Here is a 12,923-nt window from a genome sequence, read left to right as displayed (position 1 = left end):
CCTCTGGACGGGGTTTCTGGGCGCGGGCGGGGGCTGCCGGGCGGGACGAGGGGCTGCCCTCCGGGACGGCGTGCCCCGGACCGGCCGCGTTTTTCGGCGCGCTGTCAGGTGACCCGGCGGGCCGGGTGTCTGGCGGCGCGGAGGTGGGCCTCGGTGGGGAGGCGCGGGAGGCCCGCCGAGTCGCGGGCGTGGCGAAGTGCGCCGTCGCGGAGGCGGGCGAGGGTGTCGGCCGGTGAGGCGTGGGGCTCCAGTAGCAGCGAGACGCGCGCCGAGGGGGCGGTGCGGCGGCCGGTCAGGCGGACGCGGGCGCCCGCCACGCCGTCCAGCGCCTCGGCCTCGGACTCGGCGGCGTCCTCCAGCGCACGGCCGCGCAGCACGGCGCTCTCCCCGTCCCGGCTGTCGACCAGCACCTCCGCCAGCCGGGGCCGCCGCAACTGCGCCAGCAGCCACCACAGCGCCAGGAGGAGCACCACCGCCAGGACCGCGATGACGGCCGCCCACGCCCACGCCCGCCGGGTCGACGCGGCGAGCAGCACGGCGTCCGGGCCCCGCCACGGCCACCACGACGGCACGCCCAGGTCCAGGCCGGCCGCGAGCACCCCGCCGCCCGCGCACACCAGCACGGCCCCGGCGAGGCCCAGCAGCACTCGGTTGACGGTCCGCAGCACGTCCGCTCACCCCTTCCGCGCCGGGCGCGCGACGTGCACGGACACGTCCGGCGGCCGTGCCAGGCCCAGTTCCTCGACCGCGGCCCGCAGGGCGGCGTCCAGGTCGGCGCGTACGTCGTCGAGGTCGCGGAAGTGGGACACGGCCCGCACCACCGCCCTGTGACGCCGCGCCCGGACCCGTACCGACCGCACGCCCGCCACCGCCGTCGCCCGGTCGCGCAGCACGATCTCGACCGCCTCCCGGCCCAGCCCGGCGCGCAGCGGGCCGTCGCCGCGCCGCATCGGCAGGACGGCGCGCAGCCCGGGCGTGCAGGCGAGCACCAGCAGCCACACGCCCAGCCCGATCGCGGCCACCGCTCCGGCGAGCACCGCCACGTTGTCGAGCGGCCGGGTGGCCAGGTCGTCGGCGAGGACGCGGCGCCAGCGCATGCCGGGCCGTCCTGCGCGTACCGCGGCGACGTCGTAGAGCAGCAGGCCCACGCCGGCCAGCACGAGGAGCGCGAGCAGCGCGGCCGGGACGCGCCGCACGGACCAGAAGCGGTGTGCGGCGCCACCCGGCGTGCCCTCCAGCACGGGCACGGGCTCGTCGGCCGCCGGTTCGGCGGGCACGGTCGTGCTCATCGGACCCTCCCGCGGCCCTTGTCGCGCGTGTACGCGGAGTGCAGCCGCTCCACCTGGACCGCCACCTCCGGCACCTCCATGCCCGCGAGCGCCCGCACGCGCCGGATCACCTGGCGGCGTACGGCGCCGCACTGGGCGCCGATGTCGGAGGGGTAGCGGAGCTCCAGGCTGATACGGACGCGCGCGATGTCCCGGTGCACGAGGACCGTCGCGTGCGGCGGCCGGCCGGCCTCCCCGGTGCCCCGCTCGTCCTCCGGTACCTCGTCGAGTGCCTCCCGCGCCGCGCGCGCGGCGATCTTCGCCACGACGCGGTCCGCGATGGTGGTCGCGCCCCGTTCCGCCGCCAGGACCCCCGTCACCGCGTCACCGCCGCCGGTCGTCGCGGTCACGGCTCCGGAACAGGTCGCCGGGCTCCAAATCCCCGTCGAGGAACCGGCCCACCACGAATCCGACCGCTCCCAACGCGGCCACCAGCAAAAACGCCCCGAAGCCGCCGAAGTATCCGGCGAAGCCGAGCGCCATTCCGGCCAACAGGCCGACCATCGCCATGCTCATCGCGCTCTCCTCAGCAGCTCGCTACTGAAGCCGTGTCTCCGGCTCTTCTTCCTCTTCCTCCGGCAGCTTCACATCGCTCACCGCGATGTTGACCTCGACGACCTCCAGGCCGGTCATCCGCTCCACCGCCGAGATCACGTTCTCCCGCACCGCCCGGGCGACGTCGCGGATGGAGACCCCGTACTCGACGACGATCTCCAGGTCGAGCGCCGTCTGCACCTCTCCGACCTCGGCCTTCACGCCACGCGTGACGCTGGGTCTGCCGCCGGGGACCCGGTCGCGCACCGCGCCGAAGGTCCGGGAGATGCCGCTGCCCATCGCGTGGACGCCGACGACGTCGCGGGCCGCGAGCCCGGCGATCTTCTCGACGACCCCGTCGGCGATGGTGGTACGGCCCCGGGACGCCGGGTCGCCGCCGGTACCGCCCCGCTTGGCGACGGACGTCCGCCTGGCCTCCTCTGCCGCCGGTTCCCTCACCCGCGCGGCCTTCGCCGTCTGGGCGGCCTGAGCGGATGGCTCGGACTGCGACGCGTCGGTCATCACCGTGATCCCTTCGGGAGGTTTTCAGCTCCTTTGCTCACATTAAGGGTGGTTTGCTGATCTCGCGCCGGGGATGCGGCAGGCTGGAGCAATGACGACGGCTGACGGATGGGTGACGGCGGTACGGAGCCGGATCGGACTGGGGCGCCTGCTCGCGCTGGGCGGCCCGGCGGACGGCGCCTGGCTCGCGGAGCGCGCCGCCGACGGAGTACTGCGCGCGGTGGCACGGGAGGTGCCGGGGGTGGAGCCCGGCCGGTTGCGGATCGCCCTCGCGGACGCCCAGGCCGCGACCGCTCCGGCCCTTCCCGCTCCCCCGGGCTCGGTGCCGCCCGGCCCGCTGCGGATCGAGGCGGACTTCGCCGCCGGGTACGGCGTACCGCTGCCGGACCTCGCCGAACGGCTGCGCGCCGCGCTGTACACGGCGTCGGAGCGGCGGCTCGGGCTGGCGGTGTCGGAGGTGGACCTCCGGGTGACGGCCCTCCTGGACGCCCCGCCGGGCACCGCCACTCCCCCGATGGACGGAGAGCCCCCGGCCACGGACACCCCGGTCACGGACACACCGGCCAGGGACGCCTCCGCCACGGACACCCCGGCCACGACCGGGGCCGCCACGACCGGGCCCGCCGAGGACCGGGTGGCCGCCGTCGCCGCCGCCGTCCCGGGCGTGGCCCGGCTGACGACGGCCCTGGGCCACTCGGTCCACCGGGCCGCCGACCACCTCCGTATCGAACTGGCGACGGCCCCGGACCACCGTGCACTGGACGTGGCACTGGCGGTACGCGGGGCCGTCGGCGGCGAGCTGCCCGTGACCGTGGTGGTCACCGACATCGCGCCGGCAGGTCAGTCGGCCAGGCCGGCCAAGTCGCGCAGCCGGCGGGCCTGAGCGGCACGCTCGGCCGTCCTCTGCTCCTCGTACGTGCGCTCCCCCGCGCCGCGCAGCAGCGCCTTGGTCTCGATGACCGCGTCGCGCGGCGCCGCCAGCAGCGCGGCCGCCAGGTCGCGGGCCGCGCCGTCGAGGTCGTCGACGGGCACGACGAGGTTGGCCAGCCCGATGCGCTCGGCCTCGGCGGCGTGGACGAACCGGCCCGTGGCGCAGATCTCAAGCGCGCGGGCGTAGCCGACCGCCGAGACGAGGGGGTGCGTCCCGGTCAGGTCGGGGACGAGGCCGAGGCTGGTCTCGCGCATGGCGAACTGCACGTCCTGGCCCACCACCCGCAGGTCGCACGCCAGGGCGAGCTGGAAGCCGGCCCCGATCGCGTGTCCCCGGACGGCAGCGATCGACACGATGTCGTTACGGCGCCACCAGGTGAATGCCTCCTGGTACTCGGCGATGACCGCGTCGAGCTCGGCGTCGGAGCCGCGTGCCAGATCGAGGAACGACGGCTCGCCGTCGAAGCCCTCCGGCGTGAACGCCTGCCGGTCGAGTCCGGCGGAGAAGGACTTGCCCTCACCGCGCAGCACCACGACCCGCACGCTGCCCGGCAGCGACCGTCCGGCTTCCGCCAACGCCCGCCACAGAGCGGGGGACTGGGCGTTGCGCTTGGCCGGATTGGTCAGGGTCACCGTGGCAACGGCGTCCTCGACGGTGAGCCTTACGCCGTCCTTGTCGAGCACTTCGAGGACTGGGTCGAGCGAGGTCATGGGGCGCCTCCGGGTCCGGTGCAGCAGTGCAGCCATCAAGTGACTGCACAGTAACCACCCGGCCGACACTGCGATCGACCGGGTGGCCCTGCCGGAACCGGTGGGGCCGGACGAGCCGCGCTCGAACTGTCAGGTCACTGGGGCCGTCAGGCCGAAGCGGCCTTCTTGCCTCGCGTCGCTCCGCCGCGTCCACGCAGCGTGACTCCGGACTCGCTCAGCATCCGGTGGACGAATCCATAGGATCGGCCGGTCTCCTCGGCCAACGCCCGGATGCTCGCACCGGAGTCGTACTTCTTCTTCAGGTCTGCCGCGAGCTTGTCGCGCGCGGCGCCGGTAACCCGGCTGCCCTTCTTCAGAGTCTCGGCCACCCGTGCCTCCTCATGGGAAGTGCGCTCTGGTCTTCTCATGATCACCCCTCGGGCGCTTCCTGGCCAGCCATTCGACAAGGTCTGTGCCGCAAGGTTTCGCCGCCCGGCGGCGCGATTCCGGGCGGCATTTCCGTGCCAGGAGCACACCTGGGGACGAAACACCAGGTCAGGGAGGTGGGAGGAGGGGAAGCGCGGCGTGTGGCGGGGACGGGAAATCCGCCCGGCGCCACGCCGCAGTATGAGACGTCCTCACTCAGATGATGGATCACGCGTAAGCCGAATGATCCATACGGGGACGATCAGGCCGTGATTGCGGCGGTCCCCCGTGCCCGTGCCGCTACGCCAGCGCCACGAGATCCGCGTAGTCCGCGCCCCACAGGTCCTCCACCCCGTCCGGCAGCAGGATGATCCGCTCCGGCTGGAGGGCGTCGACGGCGCCCTCGTCGTGCGTGACGAGGACGACGGCGCCCTTGTAGGTGCGCAGGGCGCCCAGGATCTCCTCGCGGCTGGCCGGGTCGAGGTTGTTCGTCGGCTCGTCGAGGAGCAGGACGTTGGCCGAGGAGACGACCAGGGTGGCCAGCGCCAGCCGGGTCTTCTCACCGCCGGAGAGCACGCCCGCCGGCTTGTCGACGTCGTCGCCGGAGAAGAGGAAGGAGCCGAGCGTCTTGCGCACCTCGACGAGGTCGAGGTCGGGCGCGGCGGAGCGCATGTTCTCCAGGACGGTGCGGTCCGGGTCGAGGGTCTCGTGCTCCTGGGCGTAGTAGCCGAGCTTGAGGCCGTGGCCCGGCGTCACCTGGCCGGTGTCCGGCTGCTCGACCCCGGCCAGCAGCCGCAGCAGCGTCGTCTTGCCCGCGCCGTTGAGGCCCAGGATGACGACCCGGGAGCCCTTGTCGATGGCGAGGTCCACATCGGTGAAGATCTCCAGGGACCCGTACGACTTGGACAGCCCCTCGGCGGTCAGCGGGGTCTTGCCGCAGGGCGCGGGCTCGGGGAAGCGGAGCTTGGCGACCTTGTCGGAGGCGCGGACCTCCTCCAGGCCGGACAGCAGGCGCTCGGCCCGGCGGGCCATGTTCTGCGCGGCGACGGTCTTGGTGGCCTTGGCGCGCATCTTGTCGGCCTGGGCGTTGAGGGCGGCGGCCTTCTTCTCGGCGTTGGCGCGCTCGCGCTTGCGGCGCTTCTCGTCGGCCTCGCGCTGCTGCTGGTAGAGCTTCCAGCCCATGTTGTAGATGTCGATCGTCGACCGGTTGGCGTCCAGGTAGAAGACCTTGTTGACGACCGTCTCGACCAGGTCGACGTCGTGGGAGATGACGATGAAGCCGCCGCGGTAGGTCTTGAGGTAGTCGCGCAGCCAGACGATGGAGTCGGCGTCGAGGTGGTTGGTCGGCTCGTCGAGGAGCAGGGTGTCGGCGTCCGAGAAGAGGATGCGGGCGAGTTCGACACGGCGGCGCTGACCACCGGAGAGCGTGTGCAGCGGCTGGCCCAGCACCCGGTCGGGCAGGCCGAGGGCGTGGGCGATGGTGGCGGCCTCGGCCTCGGCGGCGTACCCGCCCTTGGTGAGGAACTCGGTCTCCTGGCGCTCGTACTGGCGCAGGGCCTTCTCGCGGGTGGCGCCCTGCCCGTTCGCGATGCGCTCCTCGTTCTGCCGCATCTTGCGGAGCAGGACGTCCAGGCCACGGGCGGAGAGGATGCGGTCGCGGGCCAGGACGTCGAGGTCGCCGGTGCGGGGGTCCTGCGGGAGGTAGCCGACCTCGCCGGAGCGGGCGATCGTGCCGCCGGCGGGGATGCCCTCACCCGCGAGGCACTTGGTGAGCGTGGTCTTGCCGGCGCCGTTGCGGCCGACCAGGCCGATGCGGTCGCCCTTGGCGATGCGGAAGGAAGCGGACTCGATGAGGACGCGGGCGCCGGCGCGCAGCTCGATACCGGAAGCGGTGATCACGGACAGACTCCAGGGCGGTGGGGAAGACGGCGGAAGGACGGCGGGTGCGGTGGCTTCGACGCCGGTCTAATGCACAGGGAGAATGGCCATACGGGCCAGTCTAACGGGCGTGTGCAACTGCTTTTCGGCCATGCTGGAGCGCCGGGATACGCGCGCGGGGGGAATGGCCCACGCGGTTCGACGACACCGGCCCCGGCCCCTCGGAGCCCCGGGACGTGCGCGGCAGCCGTGTCGTGGGCGACAGCCGTGTGGTAGGCCGTCATGGGCGGCCTCGTGGGCGGCTGCGTGGGCGGCTTCACAGGCGGCCTCAGGAGCGGGTGACTCCGGAGAGCCGGACGCACGGCCGGCGGAGCAGCGGCGGCGGTGGTTCCGCGGGGGCCACCGGGCGGGCGGCATGAACCGGTGCAACACCTTCCGGTGAGCCGGATGCCGCTCGGGGCGGGGATGTCAGTGCCGGGTGCCAGACTGAGGAAAAGCTGAGATCCGGATCACAGTCGCAAGGTCGGAAGTCGAGCGCGGAATCGGAGAGTGATCAGCATGGCGAACGTCCCGAGCATCTATCCGACGATCCTGTACGAGGACGCCAAGGCGGCCATCAGAACGCTGAAGGAAGCCTTCGGTTTCACCGAGGTGAGTGTGTACGAGGGCGAGGACGGCCATGTCGTCCACTCCGAGCTGGCCTGCGGCAACGGCATGGTGATGCTGGGCACCAAGGGCGGGGACGGGGTCTTCGCCAAGGCGATGGCGGGCGGCGGCCCGGTGGGGGTGTACGTGGTGGTGGAGGACGTGGACGCGCACCACGCCCGGGCGGTGGAGCACGGGGTGGAGATCCTGATGCCGCCGACGGACCAGGAGTACGGCTCCCGGGACTACATGGCGCGGGACGCCGAGGGCAACGTCTGGAGCTTCGGGACGTACGCCCCCGGCGGCGCGGGGTAGGACCGGTCAGGCCCCGCCGGTGTGGACCTGGAAGGCGGCGCGGCGCATCGCCTTGGCGAGGGCGGGGTCGGGGTGTGCCGCGGCCAGGGCGACCAGGACCTGGACGGTGCGGGGGTGGCCGACCGCCCGGACCTCGTCGAGCAGGGCGGGGACCGTGCCCTGGACGGCGGACTCCAGGTGGCGGACCAGGAGGGCGCTCTCGCCGTGGTCGGCGACGGCCGCCGCGGTGTCCACCCAGAGCCAGGTGGCCTCCTCACGGGTCAGGACGTCGGGGGCCTCGTCCGGGTCGGCGCCTTCGTACTCGGCGAGCCAGAGCAGGGCGTAGGGGCGCAGGCTCACCTCCTCGGCGGCGGCCCGCACCTCGGCCTCGGCGGGCGCGCCGACGACCCGGAGGGCTTCGAAGGCGAGGCCGCGCAGCAGGGCGTCCTCACCGCGGGCGACGGCGAGCAGCTCGGTGACGGCGCTGCCGACCGGGCGGGCGGCGAGCCAGGCGCGGTACTCGACGCGGGCGGGGCCGGGGGTGAGGCGGGCGCAGCCGCGCAGCATGTCCTCGGCGGACTGCTCGATGTGGCCGGCCGGGCTCTGGGCGGCGACGCAGATCTGCTCCAGCTTGACCCACACCGCCCAGTTGCCGAGGGGGGTGAGGGTGGCCTGGCCCTCGCCGAGGGTCAGCGCGCCGACGGCCGCCAGGCCCTCCAGGGCCCAGTCGAGCAGCAGGGAGAGGGAGTCCGGGCCGGGCAGGGGCTGGGGGCGGGGGCCGTCGGGCACTTCGCAGCGCTCCTCGCGGAGTTCGGCGACGCGCTGCTGGAGCAGGTCGAGCAGGGCCGTGACGGGCACGGGACCGGCGGAGAGCTGGAGGAGGGAGAGTACTTGGGGGACGGCTTCCACGACCTCGGCGACGGCGGCGGGGGCGGCGTCGGCGGGCGCCGGGTGGACGAGCGACCAGGCGTCGAAGAGGGCGACCCAACCGCGCAGCACCGCGGAGTCGTCGCGGTCCCAGGCGCGCAGCCGCCAGCCGGGGCGGGCGGTGTCGCCGTGGAGTTCGACGAGTCCGGCGAGCCGGGCGCGGTCCCATCCGGCGCGTACCTGGGCGGGCGTCAGGTCCAGTGCGGCGGCCGCCCGTTGTGTCGCGGAGGTGGCGTCGCGGTCGTGGTCACGGTCGCGCTCGACGGCGGCCCAGCGGGCGATGCGCACGGCATCGGCGAGCACCGCCCTCGCCTGTCGGGCCAGCTCGGCGGGCGGCGGTGTCCCCTCCGGCGGCCGCGGCACCGGCCGGGTGCGCCGGGTCGTCACGGCCCGTCGGGCCGTGGTCAGGGGCCGCGGACGGACGAGTCGGAGTCTGGAGTTGCGCGCCAGTTGCTCATCAGGCTTTCGAGACGTCACGGGGGCAGTCTTCCCGCTGACGCCCCGAAAGCCCAAACGGAATCCGTTTCGCCGGGTTCGCGGCGCGGGAGGAGGCGGTCGGGGGGTTCACCCGAGGGCGGTCCGGAGGTCCACCGGAGGGTGGTCCGGGGGTTCACACGAGGGAGGTCAGGAAGCGGCGCAGGGCCTCTTCGTAACGGTGGGGGTCGGCGTTCCACATGGCGGCGTGGGGGGCGTCCCGGACGGTGTGGAGGGTGACCAGATCGGCGCGGCGGGAGGCGAGCTCGCGGGAGGGCTGCCAGGGGGCGAGGTGGTCGTCGGGGCCGTGGAAGACGAGGGCCGGGACGCGCAGTCCCCGCGGGTCGGCCGCCTCGGCGAGCCGGTCGCCGTGCACTCCGGTGCTGCCCCGGGCGGCGCGGACGGCGAGCGGGAGCAGTGGGGCGGGGACGCGCCGGGCGGTGGCCAGGGCCCGGAGGGTGGCTTCCCAGTCCAGGACGGGTGAGTCGAGGACGAGGCCGCTGATCCGGTCGCGCAGGCCGCAGTTGGCGGCGGCGTGCAGGGCCATGGAGGCGCCGGTGGACCAGCCGTGGAGGATGACCCGTTCGGCGCCGGAGCGGACGGCGTGGCGGATCGCGGCGTCCAGGTCGCGCCACTCGGAGTCGCCGAGGTGGCCGAGCCCGCCGGCGGGCCGGGGCGCGCCGGGGTCGCCGCGGTAGGCGAGGTCGAGCACCGGGAGGCGCATGCGGTGGAGGAAGCCCATGAGGTTCATGGGGTGCTCGCGGGTGGTGCCGATGCCGTGGACGGCGACGACCCAGGTGGAGCGGGCGGCGGGGACGAACCAGGCGGGCAGGACGCCGAGTTCGCCGGGCACCTCGACGTCCTGGTACTCCAGGCCGAGCGCGGCGGCGGGGGTGCCGGTGTGGAGCTGCGGGGTGAGCGTGACGCGGCTGCCGACCTCCAGCCTGCCGCTGACGACGCGTTCGAGGCGGCGTACGACGGTGTCGGCGGAGTGGGGCACGTCGTCCAGGACCGGGCCGACGACCGCGTGGACGCCGGGGCCGGCCAGCCCGTAGGTGCCGGGGCGCCGGGAGGCGAGGCAGCGGGTGAGGGTGACCTGCCCGGCGGCCGTGGCGTGCACGGTGAGCCGGGGCTCGCCGGGCAGGGGCGTGCCGGGGGGCACCTTGAGCGCGGCGCTGCTGGCGTACCGGCCGGCGGCGACCGTGGCCGCGCCGACACCGATCAGGGTGGTGACGGCCGCTGCCGTCGCTGTAGCCGGGCGCACCGTTCCAGTGTCGGCGCGGGCGCGGCCGCCTGCCAGTGGGCGGGTCCGGCGGGGTGGCGGCGCGGTGCGGCCGGTGCGGCCTGTGGTGCAGGTGGTGCGGAGGGGGGCAGTGGGGGTGGTCCGGCGGGTCAGCGGGGCTGGCCGTACCCGCGGAACTTCTCCGCCACCCGGTCCAGTTCGGCGGCCGACAGCAGGCTGGGCGTGTGTCCGGGTACGGAGCTCGCTGTGAGCCAGACGCGGCACATCCATTCGAGCTGGGCCGTGCGGTCGTAGGCCTGGTCCAGGGAGTCCCCGTAGGCGATCGTCCCGTGGTTGCGCAGCAGGCAGCCGGTGCGGCCGTCGAGGGCGCGCAGCATGTGCCCGGCGAGCTCGTCCGTGCCGTACAGCGCGTAGGGGGCGACCCGGACGGGGCCGCCGAGGGCCGCGGCCATGTAGTGGATCAGTGGGAGTTCGGTGACGAGGGTGGAGGCGGCCGTGGCGTGGACGGCGTGGGTGTGGACGACGGCTCGGGCCGTGGTGCGGCGGTAGATCTCCAGGTGCATGGGCAGCTCGCTGGTGGGGGTGAGCCGGCCGCGCACCTGGGTGCCGTCGAGGTCGACGGCGACGGTGTCGGCGGGGGTGAGCCGGTCGTACGGCACACCGCTGGGGGTGACGAGCACGAGGTCCCCCACCCGCACGGAGACGTTGCCCGACGTGCCGACGACCAGCCCGTCCGCCACTGTCCTGCGGGCGGTGTCCACCAGGGCGTCCCATGCCCGCGTGATCGCGTCCTGTGTCATGCACCCGATCTTGTCAGCCGGCCCGGTCGCCGGTGCCGCGTTCGCGTCGGCCCCCGGGGGTGACGAGTATCTCTTCGACTCTCTCCGGCGCTCTTCGGCGGCTCGGCGCAGAGCCTGTCGGGGGCGCTCGCGGAGGGGTGGCCGAGGCGGCGCCGGAGGCCGGAAACGCCCGGATTGCGGGGGCAGCGCCCCTCGGCGGCCCCTCCGGGGCCCCTCCCGGAGCGGGCCGGGCCGGCGCCGGGAAGCGGAAGCGGAATGACCGGACCCCACTCGGGGTCACCATGAAGCCCGACCCAGTTCACCTTCCGTTCACTCAGGTTGCCTACGTTCGGCGAGCCACTGACGTCGAACGATTGCCTGGGTAAATGGAACACATCACGCTGCTGCTCGCCATTGTGGTCGTGACAGCTCTCGTGTTCGATTTCACGAACGGTTTCCATGACACCGCGAACGCGATGGCGACCACCATCTCGACCGGCGCGATGAAGCCCAAGACGGCGGTGGCCATGTCCGCCGTGCTCAACCTGGTCGGCGCCTTCCTCTCCGTCGAGGTCGCCAAGACGATCTCCAGCGGACTGGTCAACGAGGAGGGCATCCAACCCGAAGTGATCTTCGCGGCGCTCGTCGGCGCGATCCTGTGGAACCTGCTGACCTGGCTGGTCGGCCTGCCCTCCAGCTCCTCCCACGCCCTCATGGGCGGCCTCGTCGGCGCCACCATCGCCTCGGTCGGCCTGGGCGGCGTCAACGGCGGCGTCGTCGTCACCAAGGTCCTCATCCCGGCCGTCGCGGCCCCGCTGGTCGCCGGTGTCGCCGCGATGCTCGCCGCCCGCCTGACGTACAAGGCCGGCGCGAACATCGACGAGAAGACCGGCCGCAAGGGCTACCGCGCCGGTCAGATCGCCTCGGCCGGTCTGGTCTCCCTCGCCCACGGCACCAACGACGCCCAGAAGACCATGGGCATCATCACCCTGGCCCTGGTCGCCGCCGGCGCCCTCGCGCCCGGCTCCAACCCGCCGGTCTGGGTGATCGTCTCCGCCGGTGTGGCCATCGCGCTCGGTACCTACCTGGGCGGCTGGCGCATCATCCGCACCATGGGCAAGGGCCTCACCGACCTCCAGCCGCAGCAGGGCTTCGCCGCCCAGACCAGCGCCGCGGCCGTCATCCTGGCCTCGTCCAACCTGGGCTTCTCGCTCTCGACGACGCACTCCTGCTCCGGCGCCGTGATGGGCGCGGGCCTCGGCCGCAAGGGCGGCGTGGTCCGCTGGTCCACGGCCACCCGGATGTTCGTCGCCTGGGGCCTGACCCTGCCGGCCGCCGGTCTGGTCGCCGCCGGCTCCGAGCTCGTCACCCGGCAGGGTGACTGGGGCGTCGCCGCCGTCGTGGTCTTCCTGGTCGCCTCGTGCGCCGCGATCTGGCTGATCTCCCGCCGCCAGGTCGTCGACCACACCAACGTCAACGACGTCGAGTCGGCGGGTGAGCCCGCGGGTGTCGTGACCACCGCGATCGCGGCCGTCACCCCGCCGCCGGCCGGTGCCGTCGCGGCCACCGACTCCGACGACCTCAAGGCCACCATCCCGGCTCCGGCCGGCGAGGCCGCCCCGGCTCCCGCCGCCACGGTGTAAGGAAGAAACAGCATGAAGATCGACTGGGCAGCTCTCGGCTCCGTCTTCGGGGTCAGCCTCCTGGCCACCGTCGCACTGGTGGGCCTGTTCACCCTCGGCATCGTGGGCCTCTCCAAGCAGGAGACGGCCTCGGCGGCCGGAGGGTCCGCCACCCTGGCCCGTTCGGGCGCGTACGCGTGCTTCGCGCTCTGCGCGGCGGCCGTGGCGTACGGGATTTTCCTGATCGTCACCTGATCGGCGAACGCGTGAGGCGCCCCCGGAACGGTTTGTCGTTCCGGGGGCGCCGTCGTGCGCCGGTGTGTGCCTCGGCACAACCTCCCGCCGCAGGTCAACGGCGAGTTGACGGGCGTTCGCAGGGCGTGGTGGACTGCCGGGGCCATTACGGCGGCAGGAGAGGAAGCCGGTGCGAATCCGGCGCGGTCCCGCCACTGTGAGTCCGGTCCGCCCCGCGCGGCCGGATGAGTCAGGAACTCTCGCCGCCGGTCACGTCGAGCCAGGGCGCGGACCCTGAGTGAGGACATTCGCCATGCCCGGCTGCCTTCGCGCTGCTCCGGAAGCGCCCAGCACAGCGCCCAGTGCCGCGCCCAGCACCGCGCCCAGCGCATCGAGA

The 12,923-nt window shown here is 73.9% G+C and carries 15 protein-coding genes and 1 riboswitch; of the genes, 4 read left to right on the top strand and 11 right to left on the bottom strand.

Annotated elements, in window-relative coordinates:
• Positions 1-104: 104 nt before the first annotated feature.
• From amaP to ACZ46W_RS14970, 5 genes are read right to left on the bottom strand one after another with little or no spacing between them, the layout of a single operon-like run.
• Entirely contained in the window at positions 105-668 is a 564-nt protein-coding gene (gene amaP / locus ACZ46W_RS14990; protein ID WP_468336794.1) for an alkaline shock response membrane anchor protein AmaP, read from the bottom strand.
• Positions 669-674: 6 nt separating this feature from the next.
• Entirely contained in the window at positions 675-1,289 is a 615-nt protein-coding gene (locus tag ACZ46W_RS14985; RefSeq protein ID WP_468336791.1) for a DUF6286 domain-containing protein, read from the bottom strand.
• Positions 1,286-1,678: a hypothetical protein gene (locus ACZ46W_RS14980; RefSeq protein WP_468336788.1), complete on the bottom strand. Its 393-nt coding sequence runs from the start codon at positions 1,676-1,678 to the stop codon at positions 1,286-1,288. The genes ACZ46W_RS14985 and ACZ46W_RS14980 overlap by 4 nt, the downstream gene beginning before the upstream one ends.
• Entirely contained in the window at positions 1,653-1,844 is a 192-nt protein-coding gene (locus ACZ46W_RS14975; RefSeq protein ID WP_366129975.1) for a hypothetical protein, read from the bottom strand. The genes ACZ46W_RS14980 and ACZ46W_RS14975 overlap by 26 nt, the downstream gene beginning before the upstream one ends.
• A gap of 21 nt (positions 1,845-1,865) precedes the next feature.
• The gene (locus ACZ46W_RS14970; RefSeq protein WP_468336785.1) at positions 1,866-2,384 is read right to left on the bottom strand and encodes an Asp23/Gls24 family envelope stress response protein; all 519 of its coding nucleotides are present in this window, start codon (positions 2,382-2,384) and stop codon (positions 1,866-1,868) included.
• 91 nt (positions 2,385-2,475) lie between these two features.
• On the opposite strand from ACZ46W_RS14970, the gene ACZ46W_RS14965 reads away from it, so the two are divergent.
• Positions 2,476-3,267 (top strand): Asp23/Gls24 family envelope stress response protein, encoded by a 792-nt coding sequence (locus tag ACZ46W_RS14965; protein ID WP_468336781.1) that lies wholly within the window; start codon positions 2,476-2,478, stop codon positions 3,265-3,267.
• Here ACZ46W_RS14965 and ACZ46W_RS14960 read toward each other — a convergent pair.
• The 3 genes from ACZ46W_RS14960 to ACZ46W_RS14950 form a co-directional block, all read right to left on the bottom strand.
• Positions 3,225-4,025 carry an enoyl-CoA hydratase/isomerase family protein gene (locus ACZ46W_RS14960; protein WP_468336778.1) on the bottom strand — a complete coding sequence of 267 codons (801 nt, stop codon included), beginning with the start codon at positions 4,023-4,025 and terminating at the stop codon, positions 3,225-3,227. The genes ACZ46W_RS14965 and ACZ46W_RS14960 overlap by 43 nt on opposite strands.
• Before the next feature lie 146 nt (positions 4,026-4,171).
• Complete coding sequence (locus tag ACZ46W_RS14955) at positions 4,172-4,393, bottom strand: helix-turn-helix domain-containing protein (RefSeq protein WP_006123601.1); 222 nt, start codon at positions 4,391-4,393, stop codon at positions 4,172-4,174.
• 337 nt (positions 4,394-4,730) lie between these two features.
• Positions 4,731-6,329 (bottom strand): ABC-F family ATP-binding cassette domain-containing protein, encoded by a 1,599-nt coding sequence (locus ACZ46W_RS14950; RefSeq protein ID WP_468336775.1) that lies wholly within the window; start codon positions 6,327-6,329, stop codon positions 4,731-4,733.
• Between the two features lie 537 nt (positions 6,330-6,866).
• Between ACZ46W_RS14950 and ACZ46W_RS14945 the strand changes: the two genes are divergently transcribed.
• The gene (locus tag ACZ46W_RS14945; protein WP_468336772.1) at positions 6,867-7,268 is read left to right on the top strand and encodes a VOC family protein; all 402 of its coding nucleotides are present in this window, start codon (positions 6,867-6,869) and stop codon (positions 7,266-7,268) included.
• A 6-nt stretch (positions 7,269-7,274) separates the two neighbouring features.
• On the opposite strand, the gene ACZ46W_RS14940 is transcribed toward ACZ46W_RS14945, so the two are convergent.
• The 3 genes from ACZ46W_RS14940 to ACZ46W_RS14930 all read right to left on the bottom strand — a co-directional run bounded on the left by ACZ46W_RS14940 (position 7,275) and on the right by ACZ46W_RS14930 (position 10,691).
• Positions 7,275-8,561: a hypothetical protein gene (locus tag ACZ46W_RS14940; RefSeq protein ID WP_468336769.1), complete on the bottom strand. Its 1,287-nt coding sequence runs from the start codon at positions 8,559-8,561 to the stop codon at positions 7,275-7,277.
• Between the two features lie 223 nt (positions 8,562-8,784).
• On the bottom strand, positions 8,785-9,912 hold the full coding sequence (locus tag ACZ46W_RS14935; protein WP_468336766.1) for an alpha/beta hydrolase: 1,128 nt from the start codon (positions 9,910-9,912) through the stop codon (positions 8,785-8,787).
• 128 nt (positions 9,913-10,040) lie between these two features.
• Positions 10,041-10,691, bottom strand: a complete 651-nt coding sequence (locus ACZ46W_RS14930; protein WP_468336763.1) for a class II aldolase/adducin family protein — start codon at positions 10,689-10,691, stop codon at positions 10,041-10,043.
• A gap of 365 nt (positions 10,692-11,056) precedes the next feature.
• Here ACZ46W_RS14930 and ACZ46W_RS14925 point away from each other — a divergent pair, with 365 nt between their 5' ends.
• On the top strand, positions 11,057-12,313 hold the full coding sequence (locus ACZ46W_RS14925) for an inorganic phosphate transporter (protein WP_468336760.1): 1,257 nt from the start codon (positions 11,057-11,059) through the stop codon (positions 12,311-12,313).
• A 12-nt stretch (positions 12,314-12,325) separates the two neighbouring features.
• Positions 12,326-12,547: a hypothetical protein gene (locus ACZ46W_RS14920; protein ID WP_468336757.1), complete on the top strand. Its 222-nt coding sequence runs from the start codon at positions 12,326-12,328 to the stop codon at positions 12,545-12,547.
• A 159-nt stretch (positions 12,548-12,706) separates the two neighbouring features.
• Positions 12,707-12,786, top strand: a riboswitch (cobalamin riboswitch).
• Positions 12,787-12,923: the final 137 nt, after the last annotated feature.

The organism is Streptomyces sp. NPDC031064, from assembly GCF_055570965.1.
Note: the sequence above shows the minus strand (reverse complement) of the source record. Positions and strands in the feature narration are given on the sequence as shown.

Excerpts from the sequence above, each read along its gene's own strand:
- ACZ46W_RS14970 (WP_468336785.1), bottom strand. The coding sequence starts at position 2,384 with ATGACCGACGCGTCGCAGTCCGAGCCATCCGCTCAGGCCGCCCAGACG.
- ACZ46W_RS14960 (WP_468336778.1), bottom strand. The coding sequence starts at position 4,025 with ATGACCTCGCTCGACCCAGTCCTCGAAGTGCTCGACAAGGACGGCGTA.
- ACZ46W_RS14975 (WP_366129975.1), bottom strand. The coding sequence starts at position 1,844 with ATGAGCATGGCGATGGTCGGCCTGTTGGCCGGAATGGCGCTCGGCTTC.
- ACZ46W_RS14965 (WP_468336781.1), top strand. The coding sequence starts at position 2,476 with ATGACGACGGCTGACGGATGGGTGACGGCGGTACGGAGCCGGATCGGA.
- ACZ46W_RS14925 (WP_468336760.1), top strand. The coding sequence starts at position 11,057 with ATGGAACACATCACGCTGCTGCTCGCCATTGTGGTCGTGACAGCTCTC.
- ACZ46W_RS14920 (WP_468336757.1), top strand. The coding sequence starts at position 12,326 with ATGAAGATCGACTGGGCAGCTCTCGGCTCCGTCTTCGGGGTCAGCCTC.
- ACZ46W_RS14985 (WP_468336791.1), bottom strand. The coding sequence starts at position 1,289 with ATGAGCACGACCGTGCCCGCCGAACCGGCGGCCGACGAGCCCGTGCCC.
- ACZ46W_RS14930 (WP_468336763.1), bottom strand. The coding sequence starts at position 10,691 with ATGACACAGGACGCGATCACGCGGGCATGGGACGCCCTGGTGGACACC.
- ACZ46W_RS14945 (WP_468336772.1), top strand. The coding sequence starts at position 6,867 with ATGGCGAACGTCCCGAGCATCTATCCGACGATCCTGTACGAGGACGCC.